Origin of the sequence: Polyangium sorediatum, assembly GCF_029946465.1 — a bacterium.
GTDB lineage: Bacteria > Myxococcota_A > Polyangia > Polyangiales > Polyangiaceae > Polyangium > Polyangium fumosum.
Genome location: NZ_JARZHI010000033.1, coordinates 14,050 through 38,860 on the forward strand (window position 1 = coordinate 14,050; position 24,811 = coordinate 38,860).

Sequence of the window (24,811 nt, forward strand, 5' to 3'; positions counted from 1 at the left end):
GCATGAATCGGACGTTCCGTCCAGCGCGGATCTCATCGACCGAGCATGAGCGCCTCATAAGGACGTAGCACGGCCTCGCCCTCGCGAATCGGGAGCGGCGTGGGGTAGGTGGAGACCAACGCGAGGCGGCAATCTCCCGGGAGCCGTACGCGCCTCGTGGCGTCGTCGAAATGGAGGAGCACGTCGACGACGTCATCGCCGAACGAACGACGATAGGCGAGCACCTCGGGCGGGAGCGCATGCTCGGGGTAGAGCGTGAGCGCGCCGGCCTGGAGCGCCGGGCGATCTTTGCGGAGCTGGAGCAAGCGCCTGTAGCAATGCAGGATCGAGGCGGGATCACGCTCCTCCGCCTCGACATTGATGGTCTCCGCCGCCGGGTGCACGGGCAGCCAGGGCGCGGCCCCTGGGTCCGAGAAGCCCGCGTTTGGCGCGGCGGACCATTGCATCGGCGTGCGACAAGCGTCGCGGTTCAGGAGGACGCCCGCCGCGTGGAGCTTTCGCGCCACGACATCGGGGAGGAACCGGTACATCCGCGCGAGCGGGTCCTTCGCGGTGGCGAGCGGCAAAGCGAGGTCCCGCATGCCGATCTCCTCGCCGTAATAGACGAACGGAATGCCGCGGGCCGTGAGCTGCACGGCGGCGCTGAGCTTTTCGCGCTCGGGGTGGTAGCCGAGCCGCTCGCCGCGCCGGGAGCGATCGTGGTTGCCGAAGACCCACGTGGGCACGAGCGGCGCCGGCATCTCGCGCTCGAATTCGAGCACGAGCTCGCGAAACCCGGCCGCCGTGAACGGGGCGCGCATGGCCTTGAACAAAAAGACGCTGTGGAGGCCGTCGTCGCTGTCGACGTTCGGAGGGTCCGCTCCGGCGGGCGGAGCGCCCCCCCCGCAATATTGGCGCAGCACGCTCGGCTGCCCGAAGACCTCGCCGACCAGGAAACGCGGCGAATCGTGGAACTCGTTGGCCACGCGCCGGAGCGTGCGCGCGAAGGCGATCGTCTCCGGGTGGTGGAGCGTGCGCCGGTAGGATTGCAAGAACCCGTCGGGGTCGTCCTCGCTCGGGAGGAGGCGGGTCGAGAAGGGGTTGTCCTCGAATCGTTCGTCCTTGAAAATCGCGTGAAAAATATCGAGCCGGAGGCCGTCGAAGCCAAACGCGAGCCACCGCCGGACGACGCCGAGCATGGCCTCCTGGACCTCGGGGTTGCGATAATCGAGGTCGGGCTGGAACGGCAAGAAGCTCGCCCAGTACCATTCTTGCGTGCGTTCGTCCCAGTGCCAGCCGCGCGGCCCGACGAGCGAGCGCCAGTTGTTCGGCGGTGCCTTCCCGCCGGGCTTCTTGCCGGGCCGCCAGATGTACCAATTTCGTTTCGGGTTCGTCCGGCTGGAACGGGACGCGCGAAACCAAGGGTGCTCGATCGACGTATGGTTCAGGACCATGTCCGCGAGGACGCGCATTCCGCGCGCGTGGGCCTCGTCGAGCAAGCGCCGGACGTCGTCCCGCGTGCCGTATTCGGGCGCGACGGCGTCGTAATCGGAGACGTCGTAGCCGAGGTCCTGCTGGGGGCTGCCATAAAAGGGGCAGATCCAGAGCGTCTCGACGCCGAGATCCCGGAGCCAGTCGAGCTTCCGCACGATCCCCGGCAGATCCCCGATTCCGTCGCCGTTCGTATCGAAAAAGGAGCGAGGGTAAATCTGGTAGACGGTCGTCCGTGCCCACCAGGGCGGAAGCTCGGGCCCTTGCATGTCGTTTTACATCCCGCAGGCGGGGAACTGCCCCTGGCCGGGCGAATCACCCGCCTCGATGAAGGGGATCCCGCTGTCTTCGAGCACGCTGCCGTACACGTCGGTCACGCGGACCGTGTACGGCCCCGGGCCCATGCCCTTGTCCTCGACGAAATAGTTGTACTCGAGCCTCTGGACCTCGTGCCATGCGCCGTCGTCGCTCTTCCACTCGAACTTGGCGATGGCGTTGCGGTGGTTGCGGATCTGCACCGCGGTCCACCACTGGTTCGAGCCTTCCTTGAAATGGTAACGGATCGTCCCGGCGCCGTCGCAGGGGACGAACTGCCACGAGATCGGGATGCGGCCCTTTTCGAGCGGCGCGAGCAAGGCAAAGGCGTCGGGCGAGAGGTCGATGTCGCCATGCACGCATTCGGGGCAGAGATCGACGATACGCACGGTGATCTCACCGTCCGGCCCTTTGACGTGCGCGCAGGCGCCGCAGACGCCCGAATTCGCATAATCCTCGGCGTTCATGGCGCCGACGAGCAGCGGCGAATCCGCGGAGACGTCGAAGCTGCACGCGCCGGAGCCGTTCGCGGCGTAATAGGTGCCCTCGCCCTCGAAGGTCGGCGCATTGTCGCACGCGCCGAACCCGGAGCCGGTGCTGCCCGCGCCCACGCCGCCGTTGCCACTTCCGCCCGCGCCCGCGCCGCTGCCGCCGTTGCCGCTTCCGCCGCTTCCGCCGTCGCCGTCGCCGCCTCCGCTTCCGCCGCATCCGACCACGAGCGCGAGAGCGGCCGCGAGGCACACGCCATAGGAAGGGCCCAACGTCCCGATCGTTCGATAAGCCATGCCAGGACGGTACCACCCGGGCCGCGCGCCTGTCCATCCGGCAGGAACTTGGCCCGCGCGTCCGAGGCCTGTTAGCGGGCCGTTCATGCGGGCCTCATCGTTCTTCGCCACCGTGGCCATCGCGAGCCTCGCGACGGGTTGTCCGTTGCTCGAGCCGAGCATGAGCCAGGAAGTGGCCTCCCCCGCGCCGGATTCTCTCCCCAAACCGGCGCCGCTGCCCGCCCTTGCGATGCCGACGCCGGCCCCCGCGCCGCCCCCTGCCCCGCAACCGGCCGCAGCGCCTGCGCCCGCGCCACCCGCCGAGGCGACCGTGGATACGCCGGATTTACCGCCGGATCCGGCCGCGCCCGCGAATCTCGCGCTCACCGAGCCGGAGGCGCCCGCCGTGCCCGAAGAGCCGGAAGAGCCGATCGAGCCGGCCAAAGAGCCGCCGAAAAAGCCCGAGGCCGAGGTCTTCGAGCTCGCGAGCATCGCCAAAGAAACGTGGATCTACGCCGAGCCCCGCTGGCGGAGCCGCCGCATCGGGTACCTGCGGGCCGGCGCGATGGTCACGCGCGACGAAAAACCGAAGAGCCGCGCGAATTGTGAAGGCGGCTGGTACCACATCAAGCCCCGCGGCTACGTGTGTGTCGGGACGAATGCGACGCTCGACATTCATCACCCGGTGGTGGAAGCCGCCGCGACGCGGCCCTCGCGCGAGGGTTTGCCCTACACGTACGTGATGTCGCGCAATCCGTCGCCGCACCTCTACGCGCGCCTGCCGACCGACGCCGAGTTGCGCGTCGTGGAGCCGGATCTCGGGAGCCACCTGCGCAAGGTCGCGCAGACCGCGCTCGATCCGCAGTTCGTCCCGCTCCCGCCGCCGGATCCCACGCCGGGCGCCCTGCTCTACGGCTTCGCAGCACCGCCGCTCGCCGGCGTGTCGCGCGGCGCGAACACGCTCGTCGTCGGGCGCGCGAAGGCCCGGTCGGGGTTCGCCTTGCTGTCGACGTTCGATCACGAGGACCGTCGTTATGGGCTGACGACGGAGCTCGCCGTCCTTCCGCTCGATCGCACGCGGGTCGTCCGGACGTCCCCGTTCCAGGGTTTGCCCCTCGACGAGGTGACCTTGCCGGTGGCCTTCGTGAAGAGCCGGCACGCCATGCGGTATACGTCCGCGCACGGCGGCCTCGGAGGCGCCACGAAGCTCGGCCACCGTGAGGCGGTCCCGCTCACGGGGAAATCAATCCGTTCGGGCGGCGCCGTGTACCTCGAAGCGCGGGACGGGTCGTGGGTGCGCGAGGATCAGGTGGTGCGCATCGACCCGATGACGCGGCCGCCGGGCTGGGCGCTCGCGGGGCAGAAATGGATCGACGTGTCGATCCTGAAGCAGAGCCTCGTGGCCTACGAGGGGACGAAGCCGGTCTACGCGACGCTCGTGAGCACGGGCGCGGACGGGCTCGGCGACCCGAAAAAGACGCATTCGACCATCCAGGGCGTCTTCCGCATCCACACGAAGCACGTGAGCGTCACGATGGACGGCGACGAGGTGGGCGACGAGTTCGACCTGCGCGACGTGCCGTTCGTGCAGTACTTCAACGAGGGATACGCGCTCCACGCGGCCTACTGGCACGACGATTTCGGGACGCCTCGGAGCCACGGCTGCGTGAACCTCGCGCCGAGGGACGCCGCATGGCTGTTCGGCTGGACAACCCCGGAGGTGCCCGCGGCGTGGCACGCGGGGCTCTCGCTGCGGAGCGGGACGGTCATCTATACCCATCCGTGAGCTTGCCGAGGGGCCTCGCTGGGGCGTTGCCCCAGACCCGCCCCAGGACCCAGGACCAGCGCAAGCGCTGGACTCGAGGTCGATGAACTGCGCGATGCGCAATTCATCGAACGAGCCGATGCAAGTCCGGCGACGCCAATGCCAACCCAAGCGGTGTAGGCTGTGGGAGGGCCCGCGCATCATGCGGTGAAGTTGCGCCGGGACAAAAAACGAAAACATCGAGCGGCTCGCAAACCGCTCGATGTTCTCGAGGTCCAGGGCTTGCCCTGGTTCGGATCGAGGGGCGAACGGCCCCCCGGGATCCACAGCGGTGCTTGATCAGGGGCAGGCGCTGACGTCGAGCTCGCCGATGGCGAACGGCCGCTCGCTTTGGTCGTAGACGTTCGCTTCGTTGGTCGACGTCACGCTCCAGCCGTAGGAGATGACTTCGCCCGTCGCCTCGTCCGAGTAGAGCCGCAGGTAGGCCGTGCCGGGGATGTTCGCCGTGAAGACACCGGCAACGCGACGGCTGTCGGGGTACGACGCATTCTGGCCGTGCTCGCTGCCCGTCGAGTCGGCGATCGGCAGCGCCCACTGCTTCTGCCCCGTGCGGTACGGTGTGTAGTACCCGGCCGGCGGCGTGATGTCGATCGGATCGCCGATGATCACGGCGGCATGGCCGGTGTACGACCCGGTGGCGTCGATCGCGATGATGTGGCCCGCCTCGATGTCCGCGATGTTCGTGATCTCGACGAAGTTGTGGCCCGTGGTGATGTCCTCGTACCACTGCGCAGCGCTCAGGGTCGAGACATCGAAGCAGTACAGCCACTGGCTGTTCGTCCAGGCGAGAGCGTTCTTGACCGCCTTGGTGACGAAGCTGCCGCCGTTGCCCGTGCTCGTGCCCAGGAGGGCCAACGCCTCGGAGGCGATGGCGGCGTTGAGCGCAGGATCGGCCTTCGCGTCCGAGGGGAAGCAGAGAGCCGTCGCGACCGCAGCAGCACCGAAGAGACCGAGCTTATTCATGTTCACACCTCAGGAGGAACGACCGTGGTGGTCGTCTGGAAAGAGTAACGATAGCCAACCGGCGCGTGGGCATCAGCAAGTCGAGAGATGCGCACTCGATAGGCGGAGCGTGTGTATACACCTATGTCAACGCAAAGGCTATAGTGGTTGTGGGGGGGTCGTTATTTAATTCGCCGTCGAAGCAAAAGCGCCCGCCGGACGCGCTCGCCTCAATGCTCGGCGTCCGCGCGCCTCTCGCGCACGTCGTGCGGCTCACGTCCCGCTCGTACGTGTAGCGCGCTCGACGAGCGCGTGGCGAGCTTGGCTGGATGGGGACAAATGAAAAACGCTCCCAGGAGGGCGCGTCTGAGGGCGCGCCCTGGGAGCGTCGAGCCACGCGCTACGGCGCGTGGATGGGATTGGGTCAGGGGCTGACGGTGAGCTCGCCGATGGCGAACGGCCGCTCGCTCTGATCGAAGACGTTGGCGTCGTTGGTCGACGTCACGCTCCACGAGTACGAGAGGATTTCGCCCGTCGTGGCGTCCGAGTAGAGCCGCAGGTAGGCCGTGCCGGGGATGTTCGCCGTGAAGACGCCGCTGACGCGGCGGCTGTCGGGGTACGACGCATTCTGGCCGTGCTCGCTGCCCGTCGAGTCGGCGATCGGCAGCGCCCACTGCTTCGTGCCCGTAACGTACGGTGTATAGAAGCCGCTCGGCGGCGTGATGTCGATCGGCTCGCCGATGATCACAGCGGCATGGCCGGTGTACGACCCGGTGGCGTTGATCGCGATGATCTGGCCCGCGTCGACGTCGTTGATGTTGTCGACCTCGACGAGGTTGGTGCCCGCGGTGATGGCTTCGTACCAGCGCGCGGCGCTCAGGGTCGAGTAGGAGAAGTAGTACAGCCACTGGCTGCTCGTCCAGCCGAGAGCATCCTTGACCGCCTTGGTGACGAAGCTGCCACCATTGCCCGTGTTCGTCCCCGCGACCACGAGGTCCAGCGCCGCGCCCGAGACATCGCCGTCGCCGGTGGCCCGCGCGTCAGAGGAGAAGCAGAGAGCCGTCGCGACCGCAGCAGCACCGAAGAGACCGAGCTTATTCATGTGCGTACCTCAGGAAGAAACGACCAGCTTGGTCGTTATGACAGTGGAACTATGGACAATCGACGAGTGGGCGTCTCCCAAATCAGGAGACGCGCACTCGATAGACGGCTCCGTGTATACCCCAGCGTCAAGGGAAAGGTCAAGCGGCAATCTGGAAATCGATACGCGCTCAAACGGCCCCTCACCCGGGTGCGCCGGCAGCAGGAAACCGACATGATGCAGTGCGCCATTGCCGTGGACACCTCCGAGGACGGGGTGCTGGGGAGGCCAGGCGCATATAAGGAATGGGGGGCCGCCCGGAGGGGGCCGTCTCACGGCCGCAGCGGACACCACACGCGTGTCAGCGCGCGATCTCGGTGACATGCGGGCCCCGGGAGCGGAAGGGGGCGGGCTCGGGCCCGGGGCAGCGCTCCTTGGTGCCGCGGGCAGGGCGTGGCCGGTGACGGGGTTCGGCCTAGCCTCCGCCCCCGGGCTCACGCGTCCGCGCATAGAGAAGCCGCAGAGCATTCACTGCGCCAAGATGGTACACGGTATTGTGCGCCTCCGCTGGAAGCGGCGCATAATGCCATACCAAACCCGAAGGCGCATGCTGGCGCAAAATTTCGGCGAGTTGCTCGGTTTCCTTTGTGTTGTCCTCGACGCCGCCGACCGTCAGGTACAGCGTTTTTCCCTGCACGGCCGGGCTCTTCAGGCGCGGCTCGGCCTGCCTCAGGACGAAACCATCATTCCACCACAGGCTCGGGCTCACCGCGATGTATGTTCCGAACGCGCCCGGATCCTCGAACAACGTCTCCAGGACAAAAAGCCCCGCGAGCGATTCGCCCATGAGGCCCCGCTCCCCGCTGCTCCGATAGTCACGCTCGATCCGCGGGACGAGCTCGCTCGTCAGGAAGGCGCGAAACCGGGCTGAACCGCCGACATGCGGCGCGATCGCCTTGTCCTTCTCGTTCTCCGTGGGGCCCGTCAGGTCGCGGCGACGCTCGGTGTTCTCGATTCCGATCACGATCACCGGCTCCATGATCTCGTTCGCCACGGAGACCTGGACGATGCCGGTGATATGGTGAAAATCCTCGGACGCGCCGCCGTCGAGCAGATAAACGACAGGGTATCGCTGGCTGCTCTCCGTGTAGCCCGGCGGCAGATAGACCGTGATTCGACGTTTCTCGCCGAGCGCGGCCGAGTCCATGTCGAACGACTGGCCGATGACGATGGCCCCCGGCGGCGCGGCAGCGGGGCTCGGCGCGGGACAGCGCGCGGCGCAGCCGAAGAGGGTCAAGCAGAAGCCGAAGGTCACCACGGAGAGGAGAGGTCGCATGCGGCGCCCACCCTACCCTCGCCGGTCGAACCATGAAAGCCCGTGTTCGGGTCGACGCCGTCTCCGCACCATCCGCCATCCCGGCAATGTTTCGCCTGCGCCACATCATCGTGCCCATGCTGCACGAGCAAAATTGGCGCGAATCGGGCATTGCCTGCACATGCCTCCGATGCATTCGGCGCTTCTCTCCAGGGTGCGAGCGTGGCCTCTGTTTTGCCAGGGCGCTGTCCCCGTAGCTTTCAGCACCAAGGAGCTTCTCGTGGATACCCATCTTTCCATTCCCGAAGGGATCGCCAATGACGTGCGCCGGATCATCGCCGAGACCCTGCGCCTGCCCGTGGAGCACGTCTCGCTCGACGCGCGGCTCGACGAGGCGCGGCTCGGCATCGATTCCCTCGGTCTCATCAAGCTGAATGTCGCGCTCGAAGAGGCCTTCGACATCACGCTGCCCGATTTCACCACGCCCGAACAGCCGCACATCCGCTCCGTCGGCGACGTGGCCGCGCTCGTCGCCGGCAAGGTCTCCGCCCAGGCGAACGGAGGTGCACGATGATCTCCCCCGCGCACACCCGCCCCGAGCGCGAGGCCATGGAACGTTCGCCCGCGGAGCAACGCGAGCACGAGCGCCGCGTCGTGGCCGAGCATTACCAGCACGACGTCGAGATCTTCTCGATGGTCCTCGATAGCCGCCTCGCCTACGCGACCGGCGTCTTTGTGCGCCCCGACGAGGATCTGGAGACCGCTCAGGCGCGCAAATTCGCCCGCATCCAGGCCAAGCTCGACATCCAGCCCGGCGAGCGTGTGCTCGACGTCGGCTGCGGTTGGGGCAGCAATCTCTTGTATCTCGCCGAGCATACGAAAGGCGAGTTCTTCGGGATCACCCTCAGCGAGCGGCAACGCGAGGAGGCGATGCGCCGCGCGCGCCTCGCCGGCGTCGCGGAGCGCGTGCACATCGACGTCCGGCACGTGGAGGATCTCGCCCTCGAGCCCGCCTCGTTCGACGTGGTGCTCTTCAGCGGCAGCATCGTCCACATGCACAACCGCGAGGAGATCCACCACGCGGTGGCGCGGATCCTCCGCCCCTCGGGGCGCCTGCTCATCTCGGATTGTTATTATCCAGCCGAGCACCGCGGTGATCGCGAGAGCACGGCGACGGATTACATCTTCGTCGAGGCGCTCGGGTATTGCCGCCTCGTCCACCTCAGCGAGGAGCTCGGCTTCATCGAGCGCGCGGGGCTCGACATCTGCCACGTCGAGGACCTCACGAGCTCCTACGCGCTCACGCTGGAGCGCTGGATCGACAACGTCCGCAAGAACCGCCGCCGCATCGAGGCGATCTCCCCGGGGTTTTCGCGGCTCTTGCAGCAATACATGACCGTCGCCAAGCTCTCGTTCGCGCGGCGCACGGCGCTCGAATACATGATCCTGGCGACGCAGGGCCGGCCGCGGGTCGAGGTCGCCTCGTTCCCCATCGCCCCGCCCGCGCGCGAAAAGGGGGAGCGATGAGCACGAGGACGATCGCCGGGCTGCTCCGCCGCCGCGCGGAATCGATGAGCGGAGACGTCGCGATTCGATTCAAGGAGGATCCAGGGTTCGAGGCGTGGACCTGGCTCCGATTCTGGGAGGAAGCGGTACGCGTCGCGGCCGGGCTCCGGGAAGCCGGCCTGCGCCCCGGCGACCGCGTGCTCGTGCTCGTGCCCGAGGTCAAGGCCGCGGTCACGACGCTCTTCGGCCTCTGGTCGCTCGGCGCGGTGCCCATTCCCATCGGGCTCCCGTTCCGGCTGACCGATATCGAGGGGTTCCTGGAGCAGCTCCGCAAAACAGCGGACAAACTCTCGGCGCGGGCGCTCGTCACGTCGCGCGCGCTCGCGGCGTTCGCAGGCGCGCCGGGGGCGGTCCGGGTCCTTTGCGCGGAGGAGCTTTCAATGGCGCCGCACGGGTTCTCGCCCGATCCCGACGCGGCCCCCGGCCCTGCCTTGATCCAGCTCACGAGCGGGAGCACGGGGCACCCGCGCGGCGTCGTCCTCGGGCACGAGCGGCTGATGCTGCACATGGCGTGCATGAGCGAGGCGCTGCCGAGCCACGCGGAATCGGTGGCCGTCTCGTGGCTGCCGCTGCACCACGACATGGGCCTCATCGGCGGGCTGCTTTTTCCTTTTTACAATGGGTTTGTCGCGAACATGCTGGCGCCGCAGGATTTCCGGGCGCGGCCCCTCGCCTGGCTGGAGGCGATGTCCTCGCTGCGGGCGACGATCTGCGCGGCGCCGCCCTCGGCCTATGCGCTCATCCTGCGGCTCGCGCGGCGCGCGGCGGAGGCGGGGCTCGACCTTCGGGCCTGGGAATGCGCGATGATCGGCGCGGAGCCCATTTCCCCCGGGCTCTTGCAACGTTTCGCCGAGGCGTTCCGGCCCGTGGGTTTCCGCGCCGAGGCGTTTTTCCCGGTGTACGGGCTCGCGGAGGCCACCGTCGCCGTGACCTTCCCGAAGCTGCTCGCGCCGTCGCGTTTCGCCGTGGTGGATCGCGAAACGCTGGAGCGAACGGGGCGCGCCGTCCCGACCGAGCCAGGCCCGCACGCGCTCGAGCTCACCTGCGTGGGACGATCGATTCCGCAAACGGACGTGCGCATCACGGGCGACGAGGGTGAGGTCCTGCCCGAGCGGCAGGTGGGCGAAATCGAGGCCCGCGCGCCGACCCTGATGCACGAATACCTCGACGATCCAATGGCGACCGCGGCGGTGTTCCGGGACGGGTATCTGCGCACCGGGGACCTCGGATATCTCGACGCAGGCGAGCTTTTCGTCACGGGGCGGAAAAAGGATCTCATCATCAAGGGCGGGCACAACCTGCTTCCTTCGGTGATCGAGGAGATCGTCTCCGAGGTGGAGGACGTGCGGAGCGGGTGCGTCGTGGCGGTCGGCGCGCGGGCGGAGGCGGACGAGACCGAGCTCGTGTACGTGATTGCGGAGACGAAGCTCGATCGAGGCGCCCACGACGCGCTCGGTGAGCGGGTGCGCGCCGCGCTCCTCGTGCGCGGAATCGGGGTCGATCGGGTGATGTTCCTGGCCCCCGGGAGCTTGCCGAAGACCACGAGCGGCAAGCTGCGGAGGCGCGCCGTCGCCGAGGCGCTCGCGCAAGGGCGCTCGCTCGAATCAGCCTGAGCGACGCGCGACGAAATCGGAGATCTTCGCCACCATCGTCTCCAGGTGCTCCGCGAGGGAATGGTTTGCCCCGGGGATCACCTCCAGCGCGACCGGGCCGGGCAGCTCGCGCGCGAATGCGCGGACCACGTCGAGGTTGCCCCATTCGTCGTGTTCACCCTGCACCAGGAGCAGGGGCTTCTGCGTCTCGCGGAGGTAGGAGAAATCGTAGACGTTGATGGGAATCCCGACGCCGATCAAAGCCTTCACGCGAGGGTCCGCCGCGCCGGCGCGCAGGCCGACCCAGGCGCCGAAGGAGTAACCAGCAACGAGGAGGTGGGGATGCTCGGGGGCGAGGAAATCGATCGCCGCGCGGGCATCGTCCACCTCGCCCGCGCCGCCGTCGTAATGGCCCTCGCTCGCCTCGACGCCGCGAAAATGAAAGCGCAGGACCGTGGCCCCCGCGGCGTGGAGGGCGCGCGTGGCCCGGGAAACGACCTTGTTGTAGAGGGTGCCGCCGGAGTGCGGGTGAGGATGGCAAACCACGGCCGCCGCCCGAGGGCTCGGGTGGCGCCGGAGCACGGCCTCGATGCGGCCGGCCGGGCCGGGAAGGAAAAAGGTGCCATCGGGGGGGCGCATGCCGTTTCCATAACACGTGGATTGTCGCGGTCGGGAGGCACGCGCCGCGACGCCCCCTTCCCCGCGCTCGCCATCCGGGCTACACACGCCTCCGACCATGACTGCCCAAGAGCCGCTCTCGCTCGACGCCCTCACCGCCATCGACGGCCTCCTCACGGACGAGGAGCGCATGATCCGCGACACCGTGCGCAGGTTCGTGCGCGAGCGGTATCTGCCGCGCGCCGCCGAGCTCTTCGCGAAGGAGCAGTTCGCGACCGATCTCATCCCCGAGATCGCCTCGATGGGCCTGCTCGGCGCCTCCCTCAAGGGATACGGGTGCGCCGGCATGAATGCCGTCTCCTACGGGCTCGCGCTCGGCGAGCTCGAGTACGGCGACAGCGGGCTCCGGAGCTTCGTCAGCGTGCAGGGCTCGCTCGCGATGTACCCGATCTGGCGCTTCGGCTCCGAAGAGCAGAAAAATAAATATCTGCCGAAAATGGCCGCCGCCGAGCTCATCGGCTGCTTCGGCCTCACCGAGCCCGACGCCGGCAGTGATCCCGGCTCGATGAAGACACGCGCGCGGCTCGACGGCGATTCCTACGTGCTCACGGGGACGAAGATGTGGATCACGAGCGCGCCGATCTGCGATCTCGCCGTGGTATGGGCGAAGGTCGACGACGGCGACGCCGCGTCCATCCGCGGGTTCATCGTCGAGCGCGGCACGAAGGGCTTCGAGACGCCCACCATCCACGGGAAGATGAGCCTGCGCGCGAGCCCGACGGGGGAGATCGTGCTGAACGAGGCGCGCGTGCCCAAGGAAAACATGCTGCTCGGCGTGGCGGGGCTCAAAGGACCGCTCTCATGCCTCACGCAAGCGCGGTTCGGCATCTCCTGGGGCGCGCTCGGCGCCGCGCGCGCCTGTTACGACGCCGCGGTCTCGTACACGCGCGAGCGCGTGCAGTTCGGAAAGCCCATCGCGGCGAAGCAGCTCGTGCAGGAGCAAATCGTGGAGATGGCCATGGACATCGCGAAAGGCCAGATCCTCGCGCTGCATTTCGGGCGCCTCAAGGACGCCGGCAGCATCACGCCCGTTCAGGTGTCCTTCTGCAAGAAGAACAACGTGGGCCTCGCGTTGCGCGCCGCCCGCAAGGCGCGCGGCCTGCTCGGCGGCAACGGCATCCTGCTCGACTACCCCGTCATTCGACACGCGCTGAACCTCGAGAGCGTCTACACGTACGAGGGCACGGACGAGGTGCACACGCTCATCCTGGGCAACGCGCTGACCGGCCATAACGCATTCTGATATCTCGCCCAAAAAGAATGCGCTCGGCAGGCGTCCTCTGGCATGATGGAATGCGAGGTCCTTGTCATGTCCATGCGCTCTCTTCTTCCGCCCCGGCGTAGCTTCGCCGGCCGGGCCGGTCTTGCCGCTTTGCTCGGCGCCGCGGCCCTCGCCGCCCTCCCCGCCGGGACGGCCCTCGCCGCTCCCAAACTCCGAAAACAGTTCGACGGCCACGGCGATTTTCGGCTGATCGGCAATACCCTCGGACACGAGTGCGGCAACGTCGGGATCGCGCCCCTCGTCGGCGACGTGAGCTGCGACGGAAGCGGCGACGGCGCTCCCGATATCCACTGGCGCGCGGACGCGCCCGCCCCCGGCACGGCCTCCGCCTCCGAGAGCATCACCGTCGCCGACCAGCGCTCGACCGCCGCGCTCACCCTGCCGGCCGGCGCGACCGTGACCTACGCACGCCTCTACTGGGGCGCGCGCTGGGACAACAATGGCACGGCCGACACCAGCGTGACGCTCGAGCGCCCCGGCGTGTTCTCGCAACCGCTCACCGCGGACGAGAGCCTCGTGAGCACGAACGTCTCGGGCGGCGTGACCGAGTATTTCTACCAGTCAACCGTGGACGTGACCGCGCTCGTGGCGGCCCAAGGCGCAGGCGCGTACCGGCTCTCCGGCGTCGACTCGATCAGCTTCGTCGACCTCGTGCAAGATCGGCTCTTCGCCGGATGGTGGCTCGTCGTGTTTTACGAGCTGCCCTCGGAGAAAGCGCGCCACCTCGCGCTGCACGACGGCTTCGATCGGATCGGCGTCACGCCGCAGACGCTCGCGCTCTCGGGCTTCACCGTGCCGGGCGCGGCGATCGACGGCAAGCTCGCGGTCATCGCCTACGAGGGCGACGTGGCGAGTTCCGCCGGCCAGAACGACTACCTGCGCTTCGGCGAGGGCGCGCTCACCGCCGCGAACGACATCATCGACGCGCAGAACCCCGCGGGGAACTTCTTCAACGCCTCGCGATCGTGGCTCGGCGCGGCCGTCTCGACGGACGGCGATCTGCCGAAGCTGACGGGCGGTCCCGGCAGCATGAGCGGGATCGATCTCGACGTGGTCGACATCTCCACGAAGATCACGCCCGGCCAGAAGACCGCGAACGTGCAGGTCGGCAATGCTTCGGGCGCAAACGATATCTTCTGGATCGGCGGGTTCGTCTCGTCGATCGCCACGCTCCTGCCCGATTTCTCGACCTCGATGAAGACCGCGTCGGACGCGAACGCCGGCAAGCTCGTCGTCGGCGACGAGCTCGAATACTCGATCGCCGTCACGAACAGCGGCGACGACACCTCGATCCACACGCGCCTCGACGACACGTTGCCCCTCGGCGTCTCGTTCGTCCCCGGCTCGCTTCAAATCGTGCAAGGCGCGAACGCCGGCCCGAAGACGGAACAAGCGGGCGACGATCAAGGCGAGTACACGGCCGCGACGCGCACGGTCACGGTGCGGCTCGGCGCGGGCGCGAACGCAACCATGGGCGGCGAGATGGCCCCCGGCGAGACGGCGCTCGTGCGCTTCCGCGTGAAGATCGAGCCGAACGCGCCCGCGAGCATCTCCAACCAAGCGACGATCAGCAGCGAGGGCAAGCAAGGCGCGCCGTCCACGTCCTTCCCGACCGACGGAAACGGCGTGTCGCCGGGCAACCCGCCCACGGTCGTCGTGATCGAGGAGTGCACGACGAACGCCGATTGTGGCGGCGCGACGCCGATCTGCGACACGACGGGTGAGCCGAACACGTGCGTGGGCTGCATCGAGGACAGCCAGTGCCCCGGCGACAAACCCGTCTGCGACACGACGCAGAAAGAGTGCACCTGCGTGAGCTCGGGCATGGAGACGTGCGACGGGAAGGACAACGACTGCGACGGGAGCGTCGACGAAGGTTGCAACGACACCGACGGCGACGGGCTGCCCGACGACGTCGAGGTGATCATCGGTACGGATCCGAATGACCCCGACACCGACAACGACGGCGTGCCCGACGGGCAAGAGCCGCTGCCGGGCGACGACACCGACGGCGACGGGCTCAACAACGCGAACGATCCGGACAGCGACGGCGACGGGATCTTCGACGGCACGGAGATGGGCTACGACTGCAGCGGTCCCGGGACGAACCCCGCCGCCGGAAACTGCGTGCCCGACGCGGACATGGGCGCGACGACGACGGATCCGCTCGACCCCGACACGGACAACGGCGGCATCCCCGACGGCGAGGAGGACAAGGACAAGAACGGCGCCGTGGATCCGGGCGAAGGCGACCCGAACGATCCGAGCGACGACACGGTCAGCTCGGGCTCCGGCGGCATGGGCGGCGCAGGTGGCGCAGGTGGCGCAGGGGGTGCCGGCGGCGCGGGCGGAATGGGCGGCGCAGGCGGCGCAGGTGGCTCTGGCGGCGCAGGTGGCTCTGGCGGAAGCGGCGGACAAGGCGGAGCCGCTGGCAGCGGCGGAGAAGCGCCTCCGAGCGGCTTCGTGATCACGGGCGGCGCGTGCGCGACCAGCAAGGCGCCGTCGTCGACGGACCCCCTCGCCTGGGCCCTCGGCCTCGCCGGCGCGGCGCTCGCGCTGCGGAGGCGTCGAAGCCGCTGACCTGCTGGAACCGGCCTCCCCCCTCCCTCGCTATCCGTGGAGAGGGGGGAAGCTTCACGACGTCCCGTCTCGGTGGATCGTGGCGATCCCACCACACGTGAAATGGGCTTCGCGTCGTGCACGCGAGCTTCCGCGGCGTCACGATCGCAGCGGAAACGCAGCGCCCGGGCCCTACGCCCGCGTCGTTTTGATGGATGACCCCAAGGGTCTCACGAGGCACAATGTCGGACCGAGCGTGGCAGTAGCTCGTGCTCGATTTCCACGCACATGGAACAAGCTCCACACATGACGTCTCCGTCGCGGCTCGTTCTGCGCTTCATCTCGGGGAAGTACCAGGGTGGCGAGATCCCGCTGCAGGACGCGCAGGAGCTCGTCGTCGGACGCGCGAGTGACGCGGGCATCGTCCTCGTCGAGGAGATGGTCTCGCGCAGGCACGCGCGCTTCCTGCTCTCCAACACGGATCTCACCATCGAGGATCTCGGGTCGACGAACGGTACGTTCGTGAACGGCGAGAAGATCCAGAAAAGCGCGCTCAAGGAAGGCGACCGCGTGCTCATCGGCACGAGCATCCTCAAGGTGGTCTCGGCCGAGACGGCCGCCGCCTCGCGTCGCAAGATGGAGCCGCCGCGCCCCTCCGTGGCGCCCCGCGGCCCCGCGCGCTCGATGTCCGGCGCGATCGAGGAGATCCCGCTGCCCGACCTCCTGCAGCTCCTCGGCACGTCAAAGAAGAGCGGCGTCCTCGTGATCACGTCGGACGACGACGTCGGAAAGATCTTCCTGCACCGAGGCATCGTCACGTACGCGGAGATCAACGAGGACGACGTGCCGCCGCTGAAGTCCGCGATCCGCATCCTCGCGTGGACGCGCGGGACGTTCGACTTCGACCCGCCCGAGGACCGCACGCTCCCGGTGACGATCAACCTGTCCGTGCAGGAGCTCCTGATGGAGGGCCTGCGGCAGATCGACGAGCTCAACGCGCTCCGGCACAAGCTGCCGGATCTCGACACGCGTCTCCTCGTGCCGCACCCGCTCGGGCCCGCGCTGCGTGACCTCTCGCCGACGGAGATCGAGGTCTTCCAGCTCGCGTACAACCACGGGCACCTCGCCCTCGTGCTGAACAAGAGCCAGGCGACGGATCTCGACACGACGCAGGCCGTCATCAAGCTGATCAACGCCGGGTACCTGCGGAAGGGCTGAGCGCCCAGACAAACGCGCGCTCGGACGAACCTGCCGAGCGGCCAAAGAAAAAGGCCACGGGAGCGAATCCCGTGGCCTTTTTTGATCAAGCCCGCTCACCCCCGGCCCCTCTCCCGCGGGGAGAGGGGTGGGGGGAGGTCGCTCGGATCAGTCGTAGATGCCCTTCATCGTCGGGTCCGCGAGGCCGTACGCCGCGAGGGCCTGACGGATGAAGTACGGCACCGAGACGTACCGCGACAGCTTGACGCAAGCGCGGTTCGCCGTGCAGGTGCAGCCGGTGTTGTCGTTGGACGTGCAACGGTCGGCCGACGACTGGATCGTCGAGTCGAACTTGACGAGCGGCGCGCCGTAGTTCGGCGACGTCGTGTCACTGTTGATGCGCGCCTTGTACCAGTCGACCGTGCCGTCGTTGTTGGCGTCGACCTCGTCGACCACGTACCCCTGCTGGAGCAGATCGTTCGCGTACTGGAGGACGCGCGCCGAGATGCCCTTCTGGACGGTCTTCTCGTACTTCGTGCCCGCGTAGAGAACCTCGGTGCCGAAGGTCTTGGCGACGTACACCTTGCCCATCGGATCGTGGAACTCGATGCGGTTGCCGAACTCGGGATCGCCGTCCACGCCCTGCTCCCACAGGCGGAGCATGTTGATCCACCACTGCTGCTGGTTCTCGGGCAGGTAGTTCATCGTCCAGGCGATGAGGAACTTCTGCTGCTCCCAGCCGATCTGGCCGTCGATGGGCATGAGCGTGTCGACATTGACCGCCTCGCCCTCGAAGACCTGCGGATCCCAGCCGACCGCAGAGCAGACCGTCGACCCCTCGCCGGGGAAGCAGACCTGCGGGCCCTCCGCCGGCCACCAGCTCGTCCAGCCGAGCGGCGTCGTCGGGAACTTCTGCGCGTCGGTGATAGGCGTGTTGTTGTTCGCCTTGACCCACGCGCCCTTGAGCATGTCGTCGCCGGTCAGGTTGTTGCCCAGCCACCGGCGATAGCCCTCGGGGAACACGTCCGCGAGCGAGACCGCGCGGTAACGAGCGTCGAGGAAGTCCTGGCGCGAGGCGCTGATGAAGTTGTCGACCGACTCGGTCATCAGCATCGCGGCGTACGCCTTGTCGTAATACGACCCGGCGTTCTGCGTGTACTCGGAGTCGTAGTCGTTGCCCTTGTCGTCCGCGAGGGCGTTCTCGAGCGGCCTGCCGCCGATGCCGATCGCCGCGGGACCCGCGGGGCTGTTGTCCGAGCGATAACCCGTCGCGCCGTTCGGCACGGCGAGGACCGTGGGACCCGGCTGCGAGTAGATGTCGTCCGTCGAGCGGAGGACGAGGTCGTTCGCGACCTTGTGGTGGTTGCCGTACTGCGGGCGAGCGACCTGGCGCGCGAAGTGATCGAACGCGAGGCCCGAGGCCAGGATGTTGTCCTGGTAGAACTGCTTCGCGATCGAGGGCCACTCCGAGTTGAAGTCGAAGCCGGACTCGAGCGCGAAGTCACGGTAGATGTTCACGAGCAGGCCGAGGCCCTTGGCCGCGTCGCGCATCTTCGTGTTGTACCGCTCGAGCGTACGGTTCGCCGCGCCGCGGACGCTGAAGCTCTGCCGGTTGCGGCGGTAGTTGTCGAAGATGTGCCCAACTTCCTGCTGCGTGATGAAGAAGTTGAAGAGCTCGTAGACGTCGGCGCCGTTGTCGTGACGGTAGACGGCGACGTTGCCGAGGTCGGCCCAGCGGTCCGTGGCGAAGCCGTACGGAACACGCGTGCGCTTCGCCGGATCGACGGAGCTGAAGCGACGGCTGAAGTCCACGCCGTTGTCGCGCATCGACTGCCACGGCATGTAGTCGACCTTGCGCGTCTTGCACTTGGAGTACTCGCCGTTGACCTTGACGATCAGGCCGTCGAGCAGCGGGTCCCACTTGCCGAGGCGCGCCTCGTCCCAGTCGGCCGGCTTCAAGCGCTGAACCTGCTCCTCGGTGAGCGAGGTGCAGCTATTCGCGTCGAGCATCTTCCACGTCCGCTGAAGCTGGGAGTAGTGGATGTTCGCGCTGCCGTTCGACGTGTACTGGTAGCCGATGATGCCGCCGAAGCCGTCCATCTTGTCGAGGGTGGCGCGGCCGAGCGGTTTGTCGGCGTTCATGTCCGTGTCGGCATGCACCGCGACCGTCTGGCCGTAGAACATGCGCGCCGCGGCGAAGTCGTACGCGGAGAGGCCGATGAAGTCCTGCGTGACCTCACCGCCGTACTCCATGATCGACTGGTGCATGAACATGGTGAGGAGCTGATCACGCTCGTTCGCCGTGACCTGGTCGAAGTAACGCGCCCCGACGCAGTTCTCGCTGTCGGCCTCGCTCTTGAGGTCATTGCACGCCGCCGTGACCTTGCCGTTCTTCGTGCGGAGCTGCCAGTACTGCGGGCGGAAGCCCCAGGCGTCCGACGAGCTCACGAAGTTGTGGCGGAGGCCGATGGAGTGACCCATCTCGTGCGCCATGACCGAGTAGTGCGCCTTCTGCGCGATCCAGTGGCGGATCGCCTCGGCGCGATCGAGCTGGTCCTGCTTCGTGTTCGCCATCGGGTCCGCGAACGTGCCGTACGGCGCGCCCGTGCGGGGGTTGACGGCGTCCTTGAACTTCGCCTGGATCGCCTTGTCGAGCGAGGTGAGGCCGACCGGCGAGGGGAAGGTCGCCTGCATGATGCACATGCCGCGCTCAGCGAGGGCGATCTCCTTCATGCGCGCGATGTCACGCTGCACCTGCGGATGATTGCCGCGCAGAGGCGAGGCGAAGTTCATCACGGCATCGTTCAGCGGCAGCTTGTCCGTGCCGGCGAGCTGCTGCATCGCCTTCGTCGTGAGCTCCGCCTCCATCGGCGAGCCCGCCGCGCGCCTGCGACGCGCCTCGTACACCGGGCGGTTGGCCGAGGGCGCGAGCGCGTCGGCGCGCACGTCCCGGACCATCTGCTTGACCTTATCGAGCGCCTCGGCGAACTCGGGCTTCGTGACGATCGCGCCCTCGCCGCTCTCGACGGCCTTCATCTTGTCGGGCATGACGCCCGCCGCGCCGAGCACGCGACGCGAGAGGTCCGCCTGCGTCATCTGCGGGAGCACGCCCGTGCCGCCCGCCGCCTCGCTGGCGACCGCCCAGTCCTTGACGTACGTGCCCTCGGTGACCTGGTCGGTCGAGAGCTCGCCGTTCAGGTACCGCATCTGATCGACGAGGCCCTGGCTGAAGAGGTCGGTGACGTGCGACCAGACGTTCGCGCTCGCAGCGATCTTCTCGCCCGTGAGCGGGTCGTCGGAGTCGACCATGATGCCCCACGGCGAGGGCGTCTGCGGCGTCGGGATGACGTTGATCTGGTGGTAGCGCAGGTCGCCCATGCGCACCGTGCGCCCCGCCGGGCCGCAGGCCGCATCGTCGGTCTCGAGGACCGGGCTGTGGCAGAGCATGATCATCTGCGGCATCTTCGCGACCGCGATCACGCCCGGATCGATGCCGCGCTCGTTGCCGAGCTGATCCGCGATCGCCTCGCAGTTGCGGCCGTCGTTCGTCTTGCCGGCGCGGCAGGCGTCGACCTCGTGGGCGAGCTGGATCAGATCCCAGTTGTCGTCCATCTGGCCGCGGTACATCGGGAACTGACCGTCGCACGCCCCGGGATCACCGCCGGTCGCCTTGCACTCGGCGTTGCGCGAGGACATGACCGCCGCGCGCATCGCGACGTCCCACTCGTGCGTCGCCCAGTCCGTGGGCTCGAAGTAATCCGCGTCGGACTCCTTCGTGTAGTACCAGGGCTGCGGGACCTCCTTGCGCAGGCGGTACGGCAGGGTGCAGCGCTGCTTGAACTCGTCGCAACGCGAGCCCGCCACGCCCGTCCGCTGCGTGACCTCTTCGCACTCGTCCTCGGTGCCGTTGGCGTCCGCGTCGCGGTGCGGGTCGTCGCCCGAGAGCGTCTTTTCGGGGACGAAGCACTTCACCTCGCCCGTCATCTTCTCGGGATCGGCGTAGTAGTGGCTGCGCTCCCAGATGTTGTAGCGCGCGGCGAAGCGGTACCACTTGTCGTCGCTCATGCCGTAGTTGCGGGCGTAGCCCGAACGATCGACGGTGAACGCGCCGTACGCGGTGAAACGCTTGCCGTCCCAGTTGACCGGCTCGTAGTCGCGATCGACCACGCGGCGGAAGGACTGGCGAACCGTGAGCTCGACGGGGTTGCAGGTGCCGGAGGGCGCCGAACCGCCGAAGAAGTCGTTGTCGAGGAAGCAGGCCGGGAACTTGTCGATGCCCCAGCCGAGGTGGCTGAGGTCGATCATCTTGGGCTTCGCGAACGCCTTGTTCGTGACGTCGAAGTAGCCCGTCTCGGGATCGAAGTGCGGCGCGTCAGCATCGTTCGGATCGCTGACGTAGTAGTCCATCGGCTCGTAATCGACGCCGCCGTAGACGCCGAGCATCGACAGCGTGTCGAAGTCGTACGAGTCGGTGTTCAGGTTCCGGCTCCAGTCGACGCGGAAGTACTCGCGGTCGTACCAGGGCCTGTCCGAGCCGTTCTCGACGAGGACGTTGAGCTCTTCGCCCGTCGTCGGGTTGTACTCGTAACGAATGTCGAAGTGCGACTGGATGGGGTACGCGACCACGATCACGCCCTGATCCGTCGAGGGGCCGACGCCCTTCTTGCCGTCGGAATCCTGGATGCGCTCGTAGCTCAAGCGCCCGATCAGGAGGTCCTCCGTGATCTGCCACTTCAAGCGCGCGACGGGCTGCGCGTACGTGGACGTGAACAAGCCGTCCTGCGCCGCGCCGTAGCCGACGTCGACCACCGTGCCCTGGGTCCAGAACTCGGGGTTGTCCGCGTCGCTGTGCAAGTCGTCACCGACGAAGAACGACTTCGCCAGCGCGTTCGCCTGCACGCGGTTGATGGGGTCTCGCTCCTCGGCGCACCCGAGCGCCCCACCAGCGAGGAGCCCGAGGGTGGCCACGAAGGCGACCCGTAACCTCATCCATCTCATCGAAGGTCCTCCTTGCACTGCCGATCCGAAGCCCGCAGAAGCCCACGCGAGCGGGTACGTACCCGGTCTGCGGGACTGAAAGCACGTTTGATGCCACAACGAATTTCCGGACGTTTTCAAGCACTTGCTTGTTGAAGCACGGGGCCGCGCCCGGATCCCCGTTAAAGCTCTGACACGACGATCGCTAACTCTCGCCCTCCCCCCGCCCCCCGAGGCGCGTGTGACGCGACATCCGCAACTCGACCGCACGCGCATGCGCATCGAGGCCCTCGGCACGCGCGAAGTTCGCGATGTGGGGCCCATGACGGAGCAGCGCGGGCGTCGCGTACTGAATGATGCTCGCCCGCACGACGAAGTCGTAGACGCCGAGCGGAGATCCGAAACGCGCAGCCCCGCCCGTCGGAAGGACGTGCGAGGGGCCCGCGAGGTAGTCGCCCGCCGCGACGGGCGTCATGCCGCCGAGCAGCGCCGCGCCTCCGCCCTCGACGGCGTCGAAGAGCGCCTCGGGATCGGCGACGTGATACGCGACGTGCTCGCCCGCGACGAGCGAGGCGATCTCCGCGAGGCGCGCGAGGGTCGGGACGACGAGCGCGACGCCACGCGTGCGCATCGCTTCGCCCGCGATGGAGTCGCGCGAGAGGGCCGCGAGCTGAGGCCCGAGCTCGGCGACGACGGCCTCCGCGAGCGCGCGGGACGTCGTGACGAGGACACACCACGCAGCCTCGTCGTGCTCGGCCTGCGAGAGGAGATCGGCGGCGACGATGGAAGGATCGGCCGTGTCGTCGGCGAGCGCGACGATCTCGCTCGGCCCCGCGATGCCGTCGATGTCGACGTCGCCGTAGACGAGCTTCTTCGCGCAAGCGACGTAGATGTTTCCAGGTCCAACGATCTTGTCGACGCGCGGCAAGCTCGCCGTGCCGTACGCGAGCGCAGCGATGGCCTGCGCGCCGCCCGCGTCGAGGATGCTCGTGACGCCCGCGAGATGCGCCGCCGCGAGGAGGCGATCGTCAGGTGCGGGCGTGGCGAGGACGATGTCACGCACGCCAGCCACACGCGCGGGGATCGCCGACATGAGCACGCTCGACGGATACCGAGCCTTGCCGCCGGGCGCATACACGCCGACGCGCGCGAGCGGACGCACGCGCATGCCGAGCACGACGCCATCCTCCTCGTACCGGAAGCCGGTCTCGCACTGGTGCTCGTGGTAGCGGCGGATCCGATCGGCCGCGAGCTCGAGCGCGGCGCGGAGATCCGGATCGAGGCGCGCGAGCGCGGCGGCGCCGTCGAACGCACGGATCACGAGGGGATCGGGGCGGCGACGTTCGAAGCGCTCGACGTAGCGGAAGACCGCTTCGTCGCCCTCCGCGCGGACAGCCGACACGATCGCGCGGACGTCTTGCTCGACGGCGCCGAGATCGTCGGCGCCCCGCGCCACGAGGCGGCCGAGGCTCGCAGCGAACGTCTCGGTTCCGTCGATGTGAATCGGAATCATGCGACAGCGGGCGCGCTGCGACGCAAAGGCATCGCAGCGGAAGCTCGTGCCGTACCACGTTCCTTTTTCGGCACATAGGCCCGATCGGGGCCTACGCCCGCGGCTTTTTCACCGGACGGAGGGGACGTTCCCGGAAGAACGACCCCTCGTGGGCACCCAGGACAACGTCCTGCGTGATGTTCTACGTCCAGTGACCCGCGCGCAGCGCCGCCGAGTCGATCGTCTTGATCTTTGGCGCGAGCGCCTCGCGGAAGATCGCCTCGTCCTCGTCGTCGAGCACGCCGCTGCCGAAGCCGGTCGCGACCTCCATGCTCGTCGCGAGGATCCGCAAGAACTGCTGGAAGCTCGACGCGCAGAGCACGGGCTTGATCGTGTCGGTGCCGAGCATGCACGTGAAGATGGGGCAGTCACCCTCGGCGTCGAGCTTGCTCGTGTCGAGGAAGTAGGGATCACCGAGCAGCGCGCTGCGGCCGATGACGACCCAGTTCTTGCGCCAGTTTGGGATCTCGGCCGCGGGCTTGCCCCCGAGCGTCTGCTCATCCGCGAGCTTGTGCGACGGGAAGAGCCGCACGCGCTCGACGGGAGTCACGGTCTCGACGTCCGCCGGATCGGCGGCCGTGACGAAGGCGCGATACCGCGCAGGGATCCGGAACGTCTTGCGTAGCTCATCGATCACCGCCGGCTCCGCCTTGCCGAAGCGCACCGGGATTCCCCGCTTGGCGAAGATGTCTTTGAGCGCCGCAACCGATTCGGCCAGGTCGCTGTCCACCGAACCTATCCTCCGTCTCGCGGGTGTCGCACACGTCCGAACGCCTGGAAAGAGACTTCCAGCCACGTCCTCCGTGCCGAACCCTTCCGCCGGGACCACCGGCGCGCGTAGGAATACCCCGCACGGGGCCAGGTAGTGTAACAGAAAAATAATGGTCGACACCGCCTACGCCGAGAGCCGGTACCGGGCCGCCGAGATCCCCCACCGCTACGGGCCCGGGGTCCATCTGATCGACGACCCGTTCGCCTGGACCCTTTTGACCCGAGCATGCTCGCCGGACACGGGCCAGCCGGACATGGGACGCCTGGTCCGCATGCTCTACGAAGGGCTCGCCCGCATCGTGCTGGCGACGGAGTTCCCCCGCGCCCGCGTGGACGTCCCTACCCGCATGGCCGTCTCCCACCCCGAGGCCGTCTACCGAGGCACCGCGCTCTCCAGGACCGCCAAGGCCGTGACCGTGGGCATCGCGCGAGCCGGGACGATGCCCTCGCAGGTGGTCTTCGACCTGATGAACGAGGTGCTCGACCCGAACCTCGTACGGCAAGATCACCTGTTCATGAGCCGGCAAACGAACGCCCAGGGCGAGGTCATCGGCGCGACGTGGCACGACGCGAAAATCGGCCGTGACGTGGGCGAGCGGTACGTGCTGTTCCCCGATCCGATGGGCGCGACGGGCTCGTCGATGGTCAGCGCGGTCTCGTATTACAAGAACTCGCTGGAAGGGACGCCGGCGAAGCTCATCGCGATGCACCTGATCGTGACGCCCGAGTACATCCGGCGCGTGCACGCGGCGCACCCGGATCTCGTGGTGTACGCCTACCGGCTCGATCGAGGGCTGTCGCCGCCGGCGGTGCTGCGATCGGAGCCCGGTGCCCACGAGGAAGAGCGCGGGCTCAACGAGGTGCAGTACATCGTCCCCGGCGCAGGCGGCGTGGGCGAAATCCTGAACAACGCCTGGGTTTGAAG

At 67.9% G+C, this 24,811-nt stretch carries 17 protein-coding genes; 8 read left to right on the plus strand and 9 right to left on the minus strand.

Translation table 11 applies throughout. The annotated features are described in order from the left end of the window. Window positions 1-32: 32 nt before the first annotated feature. Both QHF89_RS29710 and QHF89_RS29715 read right to left on the minus strand, forming a co-directional pair. A complete protein-coding gene (locus tag QHF89_RS29710; RefSeq protein WP_136971075.1) occupies window positions 33-1,739 on the minus strand; it encodes an alpha-amylase family glycosyl hydrolase in 1,707 nt (568 codons plus the stop codon). 6 nt (window positions 1,740-1,745) lie between these two features. Then, entirely contained in the window at window positions 1,746-2,570 is an 825-nt protein-coding gene (locus QHF89_RS29715; RefSeq protein WP_136971076.1) for an expansin EXLX1 family cellulose-binding protein, read from the minus strand. 85 nt (window positions 2,571-2,655) lie between these two features. Here QHF89_RS29715 and QHF89_RS29720 point away from each other — a divergent pair, with 85 nt between their 5' ends. Then, the gene (locus QHF89_RS29720) at window positions 2,656-4,335 is read left to right on the plus strand and encodes a L,D-transpeptidase (RefSeq protein ID WP_136971077.1); all 1,680 of its coding nucleotides are present in this window, start codon (window positions 2,656-2,658) and stop codon (window positions 4,333-4,335) included. 318 nt (window positions 4,336-4,653) lie between these two features. Here QHF89_RS29720 and QHF89_RS29725 read toward each other — a convergent pair whose 3' ends face one another. From QHF89_RS29725 to QHF89_RS29735, 3 genes are all read right to left on the minus strand, one after another. Beyond that, window positions 4,654-5,337: a hypothetical protein gene (locus tag QHF89_RS29725; RefSeq protein ID WP_136971078.1), complete on the minus strand. Its 684-nt coding sequence runs from the start codon at window positions 5,335-5,337 to the stop codon at window positions 4,654-4,656. A gap of 403 nt (window positions 5,338-5,740) precedes the next feature. Then, window positions 5,741-6,418, minus strand: a complete 678-nt coding sequence (locus tag QHF89_RS29730) for a hypothetical protein (RefSeq protein WP_136971079.1) — start codon at window positions 6,416-6,418, stop codon at window positions 5,741-5,743. Between the two features lie 454 nt (window positions 6,419-6,872). Next, window positions 6,873-7,733, minus strand: coding sequence for an alpha/beta hydrolase (locus QHF89_RS29735; RefSeq protein WP_136971080.1), 861 nt, complete (start codon window positions 7,731-7,733; stop codon window positions 6,873-6,875). 259 nt (window positions 7,734-7,992) lie between these two features. Between QHF89_RS29735 and QHF89_RS29740 the strand changes: the two genes are divergently transcribed. Genes QHF89_RS29740 through QHF89_RS29750 form a run of 3 tightly spaced genes read left to right on the plus strand, consistent with a single transcriptional unit; the run spans window position 7,993 to window position 10,891 of the window. Next, window positions 7,993-8,286 carry an acyl carrier protein gene (locus QHF89_RS29740; protein WP_232379862.1) on the plus strand — a complete coding sequence of 98 codons (294 nt, stop codon included), beginning with the start codon at window positions 7,993-7,995 and terminating at the stop codon, window positions 8,284-8,286. Then, window positions 8,283-9,239 carry an SAM-dependent methyltransferase gene (locus QHF89_RS29745; RefSeq protein WP_136971081.1) on the plus strand — a complete coding sequence of 319 codons (957 nt, stop codon included), beginning with the start codon at window positions 8,283-8,285 and terminating at the stop codon, window positions 9,237-9,239. The genes QHF89_RS29740 and QHF89_RS29745 overlap by 4 nt, the downstream gene beginning before the upstream one ends. Then, the gene (locus QHF89_RS29750) at window positions 9,236-10,891 is read left to right on the plus strand and encodes an AMP-binding protein (protein ID WP_136971082.1); all 1,656 of its coding nucleotides are present in this window, start codon (window positions 9,236-9,238) and stop codon (window positions 10,889-10,891) included. Before QHF89_RS29745 ends, QHF89_RS29750 begins: the two co-directional genes overlap by 4 nt. On the opposite strand, the gene QHF89_RS29755 is transcribed toward QHF89_RS29750, so the two are convergent. Next, a complete protein-coding gene (locus QHF89_RS29755) occupies window positions 10,883-11,509 on the minus strand; it encodes an alpha/beta hydrolase (RefSeq protein WP_136971083.1) in 627 nt (208 codons plus the stop codon). The genes QHF89_RS29750 and QHF89_RS29755 overlap by 9 nt on opposite strands. 97 nt (window positions 11,510-11,606) lie before the next feature. Between QHF89_RS29755 and QHF89_RS29760 the strand changes: the two genes are divergently transcribed. From QHF89_RS29760 to QHF89_RS29770, 3 genes are all read left to right on the plus strand, one after another. Continuing rightward, the gene (locus QHF89_RS29760) at window positions 11,607-12,791 is read left to right on the plus strand and encodes an acyl-CoA dehydrogenase family protein (protein ID WP_136971084.1); all 1,185 of its coding nucleotides are present in this window, start codon (window positions 11,607-11,609) and stop codon (window positions 12,789-12,791) included. Window positions 12,792-12,863: 72 nt separating this feature from the next. Next, window positions 12,864-15,410, plus strand: a complete 2,547-nt coding sequence (locus tag QHF89_RS29765) for a DUF3344 domain-containing protein (RefSeq protein ID WP_284721091.1) — start codon at window positions 12,864-12,866, stop codon at window positions 15,408-15,410. A 285-nt stretch (window positions 15,411-15,695) separates the two neighbouring features. After that, window positions 15,696-16,607: a DUF4388 domain-containing protein gene (locus tag QHF89_RS29770; RefSeq protein WP_136933125.1), complete on the plus strand. Its 912-nt coding sequence runs from the start codon at window positions 15,696-15,698 to the stop codon at window positions 16,605-16,607. A gap of 147 nt (window positions 16,608-16,754) precedes the next feature. On the opposite strand, the gene QHF89_RS29775 is transcribed toward QHF89_RS29770, so the two are convergent. From QHF89_RS29775 to QHF89_RS29785, 3 genes are all read right to left on the minus strand, one after another. Continuing rightward, entirely contained in the window at window positions 16,755-21,584 is a 4,830-nt protein-coding gene (locus QHF89_RS29775) for a zinc metalloprotease (protein WP_136971086.1), read from the minus strand. 184 nt (window positions 21,585-21,768) lie between these two features. Next, window positions 21,769-23,076: a histidinol dehydrogenase gene (hisD, locus tag QHF89_RS29780; protein WP_136971087.1), complete on the minus strand. Its 1,308-nt coding sequence runs from the start codon at window positions 23,074-23,076 to the stop codon at window positions 21,769-21,771. Window positions 23,077-23,257: 181 nt separating this feature from the next. Further along, a complete protein-coding gene (locus tag QHF89_RS29785; protein WP_284721092.1) occupies window positions 23,258-23,845 on the minus strand; it encodes an SMI1/KNR4 family protein in 588 nt (195 codons plus the stop codon). A gap of 151 nt (window positions 23,846-23,996) precedes the next feature. Here QHF89_RS29785 and QHF89_RS29790 point away from each other — a divergent pair, with 151 nt between their 5' ends. Beyond that, window positions 23,997-24,809 (plus strand): uracil phosphoribosyltransferase, encoded by an 813-nt coding sequence (locus tag QHF89_RS29790; RefSeq protein ID WP_136971088.1) that lies wholly within the window; start codon window positions 23,997-23,999, stop codon window positions 24,807-24,809. The last annotated feature ends 2 nt before the right edge of the window (window positions 24,810-24,811 follow it).